Origin of the sequence: Herbiconiux sp. 11R-BC (assembly GCF_049472555.1) — a bacterium.
Lineage (GTDB): Bacteria > Actinomycetota > Actinomycetes > Actinomycetales > Microbacteriaceae > Herbiconiux.
The window spans coordinates 1-12464 of sequence record NZ_JBCEBO010000007.1 but is presented as its reverse complement, the minus strand read 5'-3'; the positions used below and the strand labels follow the sequence as shown (position 1 = coordinate 12464).

The 12464-nt window shown below is 69.7% G+C and carries 11 protein-coding genes; all 11 read left to right on the top strand.

Going from position 1 to position 12464, the window contains the following annotated elements; genetic code table 11:
• The first annotated feature begins 28 nt into the window (after positions 1–28).
• The 11 genes from VD659_RS15405 (at position 29) to VD659_RS15355 (ending at position 12096) form a co-directional block, all read left to right on the top strand.
• Positions 29–829, top strand: coding sequence for a TrmH family RNA methyltransferase (locus tag VD659_RS15405; protein ID WP_137836110.1), 801 nt, complete (start codon positions 29–31; stop codon positions 827–829).
• An 18-nt stretch (positions 830–847) separates the two neighbouring features.
• Positions 848–1888 (top strand): phenylalanine--tRNA ligase subunit alpha, encoded by a 1041-nt coding sequence (pheS, locus tag VD659_RS15400; protein WP_423261955.1) that lies wholly within the window; start codon positions 848–850, stop codon positions 1886–1888.
• A 2-nt stretch (positions 1889–1890) separates the two neighbouring features.
• Positions 1891–4422 carry a phenylalanine--tRNA ligase subunit beta gene (gene pheT, locus VD659_RS15395; RefSeq protein WP_423261954.1) on the top strand — a complete coding sequence of 844 codons (2532 nt, stop codon included), beginning with the start codon at positions 1891–1893 and terminating at the stop codon, positions 4420–4422.
• Between the two features lie 98 nt (positions 4423–4520).
• Positions 4521–5567 carry an N-acetyl-gamma-glutamyl-phosphate reductase gene (gene argC, locus VD659_RS15390; protein ID WP_423261953.1) on the top strand — a complete coding sequence of 349 codons (1047 nt, stop codon included), beginning with the start codon at positions 4521–4523 and terminating at the stop codon, positions 5565–5567.
• Positions 5564–6724 carry a bifunctional glutamate N-acetyltransferase/amino-acid acetyltransferase ArgJ gene (argJ, locus tag VD659_RS15385; RefSeq protein WP_423261952.1) on the top strand — a complete coding sequence of 387 codons (1161 nt, stop codon included), beginning with the start codon at positions 5564–5566 and terminating at the stop codon, positions 6722–6724. Before argC ends, argJ begins: the two co-directional genes overlap by 4 nt.
• Positions 6724–7674: an acetylglutamate kinase gene (gene argB / locus VD659_RS15380; protein WP_423261951.1), complete on the top strand. Its 951-nt coding sequence runs from the start codon at positions 6724–6726 to the stop codon at positions 7672–7674. The genes argJ and argB overlap by 1 nt, the downstream gene beginning before the upstream one ends.
• Entirely contained in the window at positions 7671–8867 is a 1197-nt protein-coding gene (locus VD659_RS15375) for an acetylornithine transaminase (RefSeq protein WP_423261950.1), read from the top strand. The genes argB and VD659_RS15375 overlap by 4 nt, the downstream gene beginning before the upstream one ends.
• 41 nt (positions 8868–8908) lie before the next feature.
• Entirely contained in the window at positions 8909–9865 is a 957-nt protein-coding gene (gene argF / locus VD659_RS15370) for an ornithine carbamoyltransferase (RefSeq protein WP_423261949.1), read from the top strand.
• Positions 9865–11316, top strand: coding sequence for an argininosuccinate lyase (gene argH, locus VD659_RS15365; protein ID WP_423261948.1), 1452 nt, complete (start codon positions 9865–9867; stop codon positions 11314–11316). Before argF ends, argH begins: the two co-directional genes overlap by 1 nt.
• Positions 11313–11480, top strand: coding sequence for a hypothetical protein (locus tag VD659_RS15360; protein ID WP_171010674.1), 168 nt, complete (start codon positions 11313–11315; stop codon positions 11478–11480). The genes argH and VD659_RS15360 overlap by 4 nt, the downstream gene beginning before the upstream one ends.
• A 16-nt stretch (positions 11481–11496) precedes the next feature.
• Positions 11497–12096, top strand: a complete 600-nt coding sequence (locus VD659_RS15355) for a DNA-3-methyladenine glycosylase (RefSeq protein WP_423261947.1) — start codon at positions 11497–11499, stop codon at positions 12094–12096.
• Positions 12097–12464 lie beyond the last annotated feature (368 nt).

Below are 12464 nucleotides of genomic sequence, written 5' to 3'. Positions count from 1 at the left end.
GCCATCAGCACAACTGAAGAGAGCGCCAATGCTTGACAATCCGCGATCACCGCGCGTTCGGGCAGTGGCGAAACTCGCCAAGAAGGGAGCCCGGTCCGAGACCGGGCTCTTTCTCTTGGAGGGCCCGCAGGCCGTCTCCGAGGCCCTGACCTACAGCCCCGAGCTCGTGGTGGAGCTCTTCGCGACTCCGACGGCGCTCGAGCGCTACACGGGCATCGCGCAGAGCGCCTCCGACGCCGGCCTCGACGTGGAGTTCGTCACCGAGCACGTGCTCGACGCGATGGCCGACACGGTGACGCCGCAGGGCTTCGTGGCCGTGTGCCGCCAGTTCCCCACCGCGGTCAAGGACATTTTCGCCGCCGGGCCGCGCCTGATCGCCGTTCTCGAAGAGGTGCGCGACCCCGGCAACGCGGGCACCATCATCCGGGCGGCGGATGCGGCGGGTGCGGACGCGGTCATCCTCACCGGCCGTTCGGTCGACCTCTACAACCCGAAGGTCGTGCGCTCCACCACCGGGTCGCTCTTCCACCTCCCGGTGGCGATGGAGGCGACCCTGGAGGACGTCATCGCCCGTGCCCGTGAAGCCGGTCTGCAGACGCTGGCTGCCGACATCAAGGGCGACGACCTGCTCGACGTGCGCACGGCGGGTCTCCTCGGCAACCCCACGGCGTGGGTGTTCGGCAACGAGGCCCGAGGGCTGCCCGACGAGCTGCTGACGCTCGTCGATCGGGCGGTGTCGCTGCCGATCTACGGGCAAGCCGAGTCGCTCAACCTCGCGACCGCCGCATCCGTGTGCCTCTACGAGAGCGCGTTCGCCCTGCGTTCGTAGTCGGTAAACTTGGGCCTCGTGTCTGAACCAGAAGCAATCACCGAGTCCGCGGTCGCCGACGCCGTCGATGAGGCCCTCGCCGCCCTCGCGGGCGCCACGACCTCGGCCGAACTCCGTACCGTGCGCTCCCAGCACACGGGAGAGGCGTCGACGCTCGCGCGTCTGAACGGCCTCATGAAGACCGTCCCGGCCGAACAGCGCGCGAGCGCCGGCAAGCTCGTGGGCCAGGCGCGGGCGCGGGTCACCCAGGCGATCGCCGCCCGCGAGGCCGAGGTCGTCGCGCTCGAGGAGGCTCAGCGCCTCGCCGAGGAGGCGATCGACGTGACGGCCGTCGCCACCCGCCGCCGCATCGGGGCACGCCATCCGCTCTCCCTGCTCCAAGAGCGCATCGCCGACATCTTCGTGGGCATGGGCTGGGAGGTCGCGGAGGGCCCCGAGGTCGAGAGCGAGTGGTTCAACTTCGACGCCCTGAACTTCGACGCCGACCACCCGGCGCGGGCGATGCAGGACACCTTCTTCGTCGAGCCGGTCGAGTCGCATCTCGTGCTCCGCACCCACACCAGCCCGGTGCAGGTGCGCAGCCTGCTCGAGCGCGCGCTGCCGGTCTATGTCATCGCGCCCGGTCGCGTCTACCGCACCGACGAACTCGACGCCACGCACACCCCGGTCTTCAGCCAGGTCGAGGGCATCGCCATCGACAAGGGCCTCACCATGGCGCACCTGCGCGGCACCCTCGAGCACTTCGCCCGGCAGATGTTCGGCGAGGAGGCCAAGATCCGCCTGCGGCCGAACTACTTCCCGTTCACCGAGCCCAGTGCCGAGATGGACGTCTGGCAGCCGAACGCCAAGGGCGGGGCGCGCTGGGTGGAGTGGGGAGGCTGCGGCATGGTCAACCCCAACGTGCTGCGCTCGGCGGGAATCGATCCCGACGAGTTCTCGGGCTTCGCCTTCGGCATGGGCATCGAACGCACGCTCCAGTTCCGCAACGACCTCAACGACATGCGCGACATGGTCGAGGGCGATGTTCGCTTCTCTCAGCAGTTCGGGATGGTGGTCTAGTCATGCGAGTGCCGATCAGTTGGCTCGCCGAATACGTCGATCTGCCCGTGGGGGCCTCGATCGACGACATCCACGCCGCCCTGGTGAAGGTGGGGCTCGAGGAGGAGGGGTCGCACGACTTCGATCTCCAGGGGCCGATCGTCGTGGGCCAGGTGCTCGAGTTCGTGGAGGAGCCGCAGTCCAACGGCAAGACCATTCGCTGGTGCCAGGTGCGCGTGGCGCCCGAGGGTCAGGCCGCCGCCGACGGGGGAGCAGACGTGCGCGGCATCGTCTGCGGCGCCGGCAACTTCTTCGCCGGTGACAAGGTCGTCGTCACCCTGCCCGGTGCGGTGCTGCCCGGCGGCTTCGCCATCGCGGCCCGCAAGACCTACGGCCACGTCTCCGACGGCATGATCGCCTCGGCCCGCGAGCTCGGTCTGGGCGAGGACCACGACGGCATCCTGCGCCTGAGCACCCTCGGTCTCGACCCCGAGGTGGGCACGGATGCGCTGGCTCTGCTGAACCTCGACGATGCGGCCGTCGAGGTGAACGTCACGCCCGATCGAGGCTACGCGTTCTCGATCCGCGGCATCGCACGCGAGTACTCGCACTCCACCGGCGCGGCCTTCCGTGACCCGGTGGCGCGCGTGACGCCCGTGGCCGGCACCGGCTTCCCGGTGTCGATCCACGACGAGGCGCCCATCCGCGGCCGCGTCGGCGCCACGGTGTTCGTCACGCGCACGGTGCGCGGCATCGACCCGACCGTGAAGTCGCCCGCGTGGCTGGTCTCCCGGCTGAAGCTCGCCGGCATCCGCTCCCTTTCGCTCGTAGTCGACATCACCAACTACGTGATGCTCGAGTTCGGCCAGCCCATCCACGGCTACGACCTGGATGCGCTCCAGGGCGGCATCGTCGTGCGTCGCGCGGCCGAGGGCGAGACCCTCGAGACCCTTGACGGGCAGACGCGCAAGCTCGACCCCGAAGACCTTGTGATCGCCGACGACAGGGGCGCCATCGGCCTGGCCGGGGTCATGGGCGGAGCCTCGACCGAGATCGGCGACCGTACCGTGAACGTGCTGATCGAGGCCGCGAACTTCGACCCGGTGTCGATCGCCCGCACCGCGCGCCGGCACAAGCTGCCGAGTGAGGCCTCGCGCCGCTTCGAGCGCGGAGTCGACCCGGCCGTGGCCCAGCCCGCAGCCGCACGGGTGGTCGAGCTGCTCGAGACGCTCGCAGGGGGCACGGCCGACGGTCTCGGCTCGCTGCACCATGCGCACCCGGAACTCGGCTCGATCATGCTGCCGTTCGGCTACGTGCAGCGCCTGGTGGGCGTCGACTTCACGCCCGACGACATCGCGCACTCGCTCGGCGAGATCGGCGCCGAGGTCGAGGAGACGGCCGCCGGATTCGTCGTGTCACCGCCGTCGTGGCGTCCCGACCTGACCGACAAGGCCTCGCTCGCGGAGGAGGTGGCCCGTATCGTGGGCTACGACCGCATCCCGAGCGTGCTGCCCGTCGCGCCTCCCGGTCGCGGGCTCACCGTCTCGCAGCTCGCGCGCCGTCGCACGGCCGACGTGCTCGCGGCCGGCGGCCTCACCGAGGTGCTCGCCTACCCGTTCCTCACCGCCACGCAGAACACGCTGTTCGGCAGCCCCGGCGAGGGTGAGGTGCCCGCCATCCGGCTGGCCAACCCGCTCGACTCCGAGGCGGCGCTGCTGCGCACCTCGCTCGTTCCCGGACTCCTCGACATCGCGCGCCGCAACCTCTCGCGCGGGCTCACCGATCTCGCCCTGTTCGAGATCGGGCTGGTGTTCCAGCCCGAGGCCGGACAGGCCTACGGGCAGGAGACGCTCCCCGTCGGAGCCGCGCTGCCGAGCGACGGCGAACTGAGCGAGCTGCACGCGGGCATCCCGCCGCAGCCCCGCCATATCGGTGCGCTCGTCCTCGGCAACGCGGTCGACAAGCAGCCGGGGCAGCCCGCTGTCCCTGCCGGCATCGCCGACGTGCTCGACGTGGTGCACCTGCTCGAGTCGGCGCTCGCCGTCGACCTCCGCGTCGAGACGGGTCACCACAAGTCGCTTCACCCCGGGCGCACCGCCGAGCTCTTCGTCGAGACGGAACTCGGCTCCGTGAGCGTCGGCTTCGCCGGAGAGATCCTGCCCGCCCTCACCCACGAGCTCGACCTGCCGCGCGTGGTCGCGGTGGCCGAGCTCGACCTCGACGCCCTCATCGCGGCCGCCGGATCCACCATCGAGGTGGCCCCGATCAGCGGATACCCCGCCGCCACCCAAGACCTCTCGCTCGTCGTGGGCGCCGAGGTGCCGGCGGGCGATGTCGAGCGTGCGGTGGCGGAGGGGGCCGGCGAGCTGCTGGAGAACATCCGTCTCGTCGACGACTATCGCGGATTCGGTCTTCCGGATGCCTCGAAGTCGCTGACCTTCGCGTTGCGTTTCCGCGCGGCCGACCGCACCCTCACGGCAGCGGAGGCCAGCGAGGCCAAGCTCGCGGGCGCCGCCCGCGCCGCCGAGCTGTTCTCGGCGGCCCTCCGGGAGTGATGTTCTCCTCGGGGCGCGCCGAATGGCCCCCAGCGCTCGCGTGGGCGGGCCGTTCGGCGCAATTCAAAGCCGTCTGTTCGAGCGGGTAGGTTGGATTCATGGTGTTTTCAGTTGCGATCGCGGGTGCCAGCGGCTATGCGGGCGGCGAGCTGCTGCGTCTGCTCGCGGCGCATCCCGAGTTCGAGGTGCGCACCGTCACCGCGCACGCGAACGCGGGTGAACTGCTGACCACGGTGCAGCCGCATCTGCGCTCCTACGCCGGGATGGTCTTGCAGCCGACGACGGCCGAGGTGCTGCGCGGGCACGACATCGTCTTCCTCGCGCTCCCGCACGGCAAGTCGGGCGCCATCGCCGACGAACTCGGCGAGGCGAGCCTCGTCGTGGACTGCGGTGCCGACCACCGCCTCACGAGCGCGGATGCCTGGACCCAGTTCTACAAGTCCGAATACCACGGCTCGTGGCCCTACGGCCTTCCCGAACTCGTGCTCTCCGAGGGTGCGAAGCAGCGCGAGAACCTGGTCGGAGTCAACCGGATCGCGGTTCCCGGCTGCAACGTCACCGCAGTCAGCCTCGGCCTCGCGCCCGGGCTGCAGGCCGGCGTCATCCAGCCGGCCGATCTCGTGGCCGTGCTCGCCGTCGGTCCTTCGGGCGCCGGCAAGACGCTCCGCACCGACCTGCTCGCGAGCGAACTGCTCGGCTCGGCGCACGCCTACGGCGTCGGGGGCGTGCATCGGCACGTGCCCGAGATCATCCAGAACCTCACCGGCGCCTCGGGGGAGCGTGTCTCCGTCTCGTTCACGCCGGTGCTGGTGCCGATGGCCCGGGGCATCCTCGCCACCTCCACGGCCCGTCTGCAGCCCGGCGTCAGCGCGGCCGACGTGCGTTCGGCCTGGGAGCTGGCCTATGCCGACGAGCCCTTCGTGCAGCTGCTGCCCGAGGGGTCGTTCCCCAAAGTGAGCGACACCATCGGCGCGAACACCGCGCTCATCGGGCTCGCGGTCGACGAGGCCGCCGAGCGCGTCGTGGCGATCACCGCCCTCGACAACCTCGTCAAGGGCACCGCGGGTGCCGCCATCCAGTCCACCAACATCGCCCTCGGCCTGCCCGAGCAGACCGGGCTCACCGTGAACGGAGTCGCCCCGTGAGCGTCACCCGCCCCGCCGGTTTCCGTGCCTCCGGCGTCGTCGCCGGCCTCAAGTCCACCGGCGCGCGCGATCTCGCGCTCGTGGTGAACGAGGGGCCGAACCTCGACGCCGCCGCGGTCTTCACCTCGAACCGCGCCAAGGCGAACCCGGTTCTCTGGTCGGAGCAGGTCGTGAGAGACGGCCGGGTCGCGGCCGTCATCCTCAACTCCGGCGGCGCGAACTGCTTCACCGGGGCCTTCGGCTTCCAGACCACCCATTCCACGGCAGAGGCGGTCGCGGAAGCGCTCGGAGTCTCGGCCGGAGACGTGCTCGTGTGCTCCACCGGACTCATCGGCGTCGGCGACCAGGTGTTCCGCGACAAGATCCTCACCAATGTCCCGGCTGCGACGTTGGCGCTGTCTCCCGAAGGTGGCGCCGAGGCGGCTCTGGCCATCATGACCACCGACTCGCGCCCGAAGGAAGCGGTGGCCGAATCGCCGGCCGGCTGGTCGATCGGCGGCATGGCGAAGGGCGCCGGGATGCTCGCGCCCGGTCTCGCCACCATGCTCGTGGTCATCACGACCGATGCCGCGCTCGACCCGGCCGCCCTCGACCGCGCGCTCCGGACGGCCACGAGGGTCACCTTCGACCGGGTCGATTCCGACGGCTGCATGTCCACCAACGACACCGTGGCCCTTCTCTCCTCCGGCGCGTCCGGCGTGACCGCCGACGAAGCCGAGTTCACGGACGCCCTCACCGGCCTCTGCCACGACCTCGCCCTCCAGCTCCAGGCCGACGCCGAGGGCGCGAGCCACGACATCGCCATCGAGGTGGTCAACGCGGCCAGCGAAGACGACGCCGTCACCGTCGGACGCGCGGTCTCGCGGAGCAACCTGCTGAAGGCCGCCATCTTCGGCAACGACCCCAACTGGGGTCGCGTGCTCGCCGCGCTGGGCACTACCGACGCGGTGTTCGACCCGTACCTCATCGACGTCTCGATGAACGGCGTCATGGTCTGCCGTGCCGGGGAGCCGGGCGACGACCGCGAGCTCGTCGACCTCACGCCGCGCGCCTGCACGATCCTCATCGACCTGAAGTCGGGCGACGCCACGGCCACCATCTACACGAACGACCTCACGCACGACTACGTGCATGAGAACAGCGCGTACGCCAGCTGATGGCCGAGCACTTCGAACGGGCCGAGGGCGTTCCTTCCGTCGACGACGCGGCCCTCGTGCACGTCAAGGCGCAGACCCTGATCGAGTCGCTGCCCTGGCTCAAGCGCTTCCACGGCCAGATCATCGTGGTGAAGTTCGGCGGCAACGCCATGGTCGACCCGGAGTTGCAACGCACCTTCGCGGAGGACATCGTCTACCTGCGTTACGCCGGCATCCGCCCCGTCGTCGTGCACGGCGGTGGCCCTCAGATCACCCGGATGCTCGACCGCCTCGGCATCGAGAGCGAGTTCCGCGGCGGCTACCGGGTCACGAGCCCGGAGGCCATGGACGTCGTGCGGATGGTGCTCACGGGCCAGATCAGCCGCGACATCGTGAGCCACATCAACGAGCACGGCCCACTCGCCGCGGCCATCTCGGGCGAAGACGCCGGCCTCTTCGAGGGCAAGCGGCGCGCGGTCGAGATCGACGGCGAGCTCGTCGACCTCGGGCTCGTCGGCGATGTGGTGGGGGTCAACCCCGAAGCGGTCATCGCGCAGCTCGACGCCGGCCGCATCCCCGTGGTCTCGTCGGTCGCCCCTGACATCGACGAGCCCGGCCAGGTGCTCAACGTGAACGCAGATGCCGCTGCCGCCGCTCTCGCGGTCGCGCTCGGCGCCGCGAAGCTCGTCATCCTCACCGATGTGGCGGGTCTCTACAGCGACTGGCCGAACAGCGACTCGCTCGTCTCGGTGATCGGCGCCGAGGAGCTGCGCACCATGATCCCCGAGCTCGAGTCGGGCATGATCCCGAAGATGTCGGCGTGCCTCGAGGCGGTCGACGGGGGAGTGGCGAAGGCCGCGATCATCGACGGCCGGGAGCCCCACTCCATCCTGCTCGAAGTTTTCACCCAGGGCGGTGTCGGCACAGAGGTCGTGCCCGAACCCGTCCGCGATCCGGAGGCTGTGAATTGACCGGCGTTGACACCGAGACCGAGTGGAGGGGTCGCTTCGACTCCTCCCTGATGCGCACCATGGGAATGCCGCTGCGCCTTCTCGTGCGCGGGCGCGGCGCCTACGTCTGGGACGACGAGGGCACGGAGTACCTCGACTTCCTCGCGGGCATCGCGGTGAACTCGCTCGGCCACGCGCATCCGGTGTTCGTCGACGCGGTCACAGCGCAGGCATCCACCCTCGCGCACGTGTCGAACTACTTCTCGACGCCGCCCCAGCTCGAGCTCGCCGAGCGCTTGAAGCGCATCACGGGAGCCGGAGAAGGCGGCCGCGCCTACTTCTGCAACTCCGGCGCCGAGGCCAACGAGGCGGCGTTCAAGCTCGCGCGCTTGAACTCCACGCCCACCCGCACGAAGATCGTCGCTCTGAACAATGCGTTCCACGGCCGCACCATGGGCGCGCTCGCGCTCACGGGCAAGCCCGCCATGAGGGAGCCGTTCGAGCCGATGCCCTCGGGTGTCGTGCACATCGACACCACGATCGAGGCGCTCGAGGCCACCATCGACGACACCGTGGCGGCGCTCTTCGTCGAGCCCATCAAGGGCGAGGCAGGCGTGCTCGACCTGCCTGAGGGCTTCCTGAGGCGCGCCCGGGAGCTCACCGAAGAGCACGGCGTGCTTCTCATCCTCGACGAGATCCAGACCGGTGTCGGCCGCACGGGCGCCTGGTTCTCCTACATGAACGCGGGCGTGCTGCCGGATGCCGTCACCGTCGCCAAGGGAATGGCCGGCGGATTCCCGATCGGCTCGCTCGTCACCTTCGGCTGGGCCTCCGATCTCTTCACCCGGGGGCAGCACGGAAGCACCTTCGGTGGAAACCCGCTCGCCACGGCCACGGCCAACGCGGTGCTGGGAGAGATCGAGAGCGCCGGACTGATCGAGAACGCCGCCCGCCGCGGGGTCGAGCTGCGGGCCGTCATCGAGGGTCTCGGGTCGCCGCTGGTCACTGAGGTGCGCGGTCAGGGACTGCTCATCGGCGTGGGCCTGTCGGAGCCCGTCGCCGGCGAAATCGCGGATGCCGCCCTGGCGAACGGCCTCATCATCAACGCCCCCAATGATTCGAGTCTGCGCATCGCGCCGCCGCTCATCATCGGCGACGAGGAGGTGCGCGAGTTCGGCGAGCGTCTGGCGCGCGCCTTCGCGGCACTATCCTGAACTTTTCGACATCCCACCGGCGAGATCCCCCTAAGGCAATCATGACGAGGCACTTCCTCCGCGACGACGACATCACTCCCGCCGAGCAGCGGCAGATCCTCGACCTGGCGGTCGAGCTCAAGAAGGACCGCTTCGCCGCGCGCCCGCTCGAGGGCCCGCAGACGGTGGCCGTCATCTTCGACAAGTCGTCCACCCGCACGCGCGTCTCCTTCGCGGTCGGCATCGCCGACCTCGGGGGCAGCCCGCTCATCATCTCGACGGCGTCGAGCCAGCTCGGCGGCAAGGAGACCGCCTCCGACACCGCGCGCGTGCTCGAGCGGCAGGTCGCGGCGATCGTCTGGCGCACCTACGCGCAGGCCGGGCTCGAGCAGATGGCCGCCGGTACCCGGGTTCCCGTGGTGAACGCCCTCTCCGACGACTTCCACCCCTGCCAGCTGCTGGCCGACTTCCTCACCATCCGCGAGCACCGCGGGGAGCTCGCCGGGCTCTCCGTCGCCTTCCTCGGTGACGGAGCGAGCAACATGGCGCAGTCCTATCTGCTCGCGGGTGCGACGGCCGGGATGCACGTCCGGGTCGCGAGCCCGGTGGAGTACTCGCCCGCCGCGTCCGTCGTCGCGGATGCCGAGGCCCGTGCCGCGGAGACCGGTGGCTCCGTCACCGTGCTCACCGACCCGGCCGAGGCGGCGCGGGACGCCGACGTCATCGTCACCGACACCTGGGTGTCGATGGGCAAGGAAGACGAGAAGATCGAGCGCGTCAAGACCTTCGGCGGCTATCAGGTCGATCAAGCGATGATGGCGCGCGCCAAGGGCGACGCCCTGTTCCTGCACTGCCTGCCGGCCGACCGCGGCTACGAGGTCGCGGCCGACGTGATCGACGGCCCGCAGAGCGTCATCTGGGACGAGGCGGAGAACCGCCTCCACGCTCAGAAGGCCCTCCTCGTCTGGCTCTTCGAGCAGAACGAGCAGGCCACCCCGGTGCGCAAGGCGGGATTCTGATGGCCGACGACGTCTCGAACCGGGCCGGAGAGGCCGGCTCCCTCTGGGGAGGCCGCTTCTCGGGCGGGCCTGCTCCCGAACTCGCCGAGCTCAGCCGCTCGACCCACTTCGACTGGCAGCTCGCGCAATACGACATCGCCGGTTCCCGGGCGCACGCCCGGGCGCTAGCCCGGGCGGGCTACCTCAGCGAGGAGGAGCTGGGCGGGATGCTCGCGGCCCTCGACTCGCTCTCAGTCGCCGTCGACAGCGGCGAGTTCACGCCCCTGCCGGGCGACGAAGACGTGCACTCGGCGCTCGAGCGCGGCCTGATCGAGTTCTCCGGCCCCGAGCTGGGCGGAAAGCTCCGCGCGGGTCGCAGCCGCAACGACCAGATCGCCACGCTGGTGCGGATGCTGCTGCGTGACCATGCGGGCACCCTCACCCGGATGCTCGTCGACCTCGTCGACGCCATCGCATCGCAGGCCGATGCCCACTTCGACGCCATCCTGCCTGGACGCACCCATTTGCAGCACGCACAGCCGGTGCTGCTCGCGCATCAGTTGCTCGCGCACTGCTGGCCCCTCGTGCGCGACATCGAGCGCTTCCGGGACTGGGATGCGCGTGCGAACGCCTCGCCCTACGGTTCGGGGGCGCTGGCCGGGAACACGCTCGGGCTCGACGCCGAGCTGGTGGCCCAGGAACTCGGCTTCGCCCACGGTGTCGAGAACTCGATCGACGGAACGGCCTCCCGCGACGTGGTAGCCGAGTTCGCCTACATCACGGCCCAGATCGGCATCGACCTCTCGCGCTTCGCGGAGGAGATCATCATCTGGAACACGAAGGAGTTCGGGTTCGTCACCCTCTCCGACTCGTACTCCACGGGCTCCTCGATCATGCCGCAGAAGAAGAATCCCGACATCGCCGAGCTCGCGCGCGGCAAGTCGGGCCGGCTGATCGGCAACCTCACGGGCCTGCTGGCCACTCTCAAGGGCCTCCCGCTCGCGTACAACCGCGACCTGCAGGAGGACAAGGAGCCGGTCTTCGACTCCATCAAGACCCTCGAGGTGCTGCTGCCCGCCTTCACCGGCATGGTCGCCACGCTCACCTTCCACACCGACCGGATGGCCGAGCTCGCGCCCCAGGGCTTCTCGCTGGCCACCGACGTCGCGGAATGGCTGGTGAAGCAGCGCGTCACCTTCCGTGATGCCCACGAGATCACCGGCAACCTCGTGAAGTTCGCCGAAGACCACGGCCTCGATCTCGACGAGCTGAGCGACGAGCAGTTCGCGTCGCTCTCCGAGCACCTCACGTCCGGGGTGCGCGAGGTGCTCACCATCCAAGGCTCCGTCGCCAGTCGCGACGGCTCAGGCGGGACCGCCGGCGTACGGGTCCGTGAACAACTCGCCGCCTTGACCGAGCGCGTACGCGCGCTCGTGTCCGAGACCGGCGCCGTGACCGGAGGCTCCCGATGACCGATCCCGCGAAGCCGGGCAAGAAGCAGCGCGATCCGGGCGACCCGGGGTTCTGGCGGCGCCCGCTGCCGAGCGCGGCCGTGTGGGCCATCATCGCTGTGGCGGCCGTCATCGTGGTCGTCGCGGTGATCGTGAGCCTCTCGCTCGGCGTGCGCCTGTTCTGATGACACGACGCCCGTGATGATCGACCTCTCCGCGTCGTCGCTCGAGGTGGCTCCGCTCCTGTTGGGCGCCGTCCTGGTGCACGACTCGCCCCAGGGGAGTGTCGCCGTGCGCATCACGGAGGTCGAGGCCTACGTCGGCGACGGCGTCGACCCGGGCTCGCACGCCTTCCGCGGCCGCACCCCGCGCAACGCCTCGATGTACGGTCCGCCCGGTCACCTGTACACCTACTTCACCTACGGGATGCACGTGTGCGCCAATGTCGTCTGCTCGCCGGAGGGTGAGGCGTCGGCCGTGCTGCTCCGTGCGGGGGAGGTGGTCGCGGGCGTCGAGCTCGCGCGCTCCCGGCGCCCGACCTCCCGCGCCGACGTCGACCTGGCCCGCGGTCCGGCGCTTCTCGTGCGCTCCCTCGGCATCGCGCTGGACGAGGACGGAGCGGACCTCTCCGCGCCGCCGTTCGAACTCCGGATGCCGGCCGCCCCGCTTTCTGCGGTCACCCGCACCCTGCGCACGGGAGTGAGCGGGCCCGGCGGTATCGCGCCGTTCGACTGGCGCTTCTCGGTGGCTGGCGACCCCACGGTCTCGCCCTACAAACGGCACCCGAAACTGCCCCGCTGAGAGCGACACGCCCGGGATGCGAACTCGATTTGCGGGGGCGGAAACATGCACGTAATCTTCTAACTCGTCACCCCACAGGTGCGGAAAAAGCGGAAGAGCTTGCCGGCCTCAAGTGGAGACCAAACTCCCTACGAAAACCATCACAAGGGCTGTCGTTCAGACGGGCCGAGAAGGTATGGTAGGGTTGAGAAGTTGCCCGGAGGGCTGCCCAGTTGATGGGTGGGGCTGGTGCATCCGATCCTTGAGAACTCAACAGCGTGCACAATGTCATATGCCAAAAACCCGTCTCCAGGCTTAGGTCTGGTTGGCGGATTCCTTTGGAATAACATTTAAACAAACAAAAGCAAGTCAGTAATGATTTGTTCTTG

Coding starts and splice junctions, on each gene's coding strand:
- VD659_RS15355 (WP_423261947.1), top strand. CDS start 11,497: ATGATCGACCTCTCCGCGTCGTCGCTCGAGGTGGCTCCGCTCCTGTTG.
- argB (WP_423261951.1), top strand. CDS start 6,724: ATGGCCGAGCACTTCGAACGGGCCGAGGGCGTTCCTTCCGTCGACGAC.
- VD659_RS15360 (WP_171010674.1), top strand. CDS start 11,313: ATGACCGATCCCGCGAAGCCGGGCAAGAAGCAGCGCGATCCGGGCGAC.
- argF (WP_423261949.1), top strand. CDS start 8,909: ATGACGAGGCACTTCCTCCGCGACGACGACATCACTCCCGCCGAGCAG.
- pheT (WP_423261954.1), top strand. CDS start 1,891: ATGCGAGTGCCGATCAGTTGGCTCGCCGAATACGTCGATCTGCCCGTG.
- argC (WP_423261953.1), top strand. CDS start 4,521: ATGGTGTTTTCAGTTGCGATCGCGGGTGCCAGCGGCTATGCGGGCGGC.
- argH (WP_423261948.1), top strand. CDS start 9,865: ATGGCCGACGACGTCTCGAACCGGGCCGGAGAGGCCGGCTCCCTCTGG.
- VD659_RS15405 (WP_137836110.1), top strand. CDS start 29: ATGCTTGACAATCCGCGATCACCGCGCGTTCGGGCAGTGGCGAAACTC.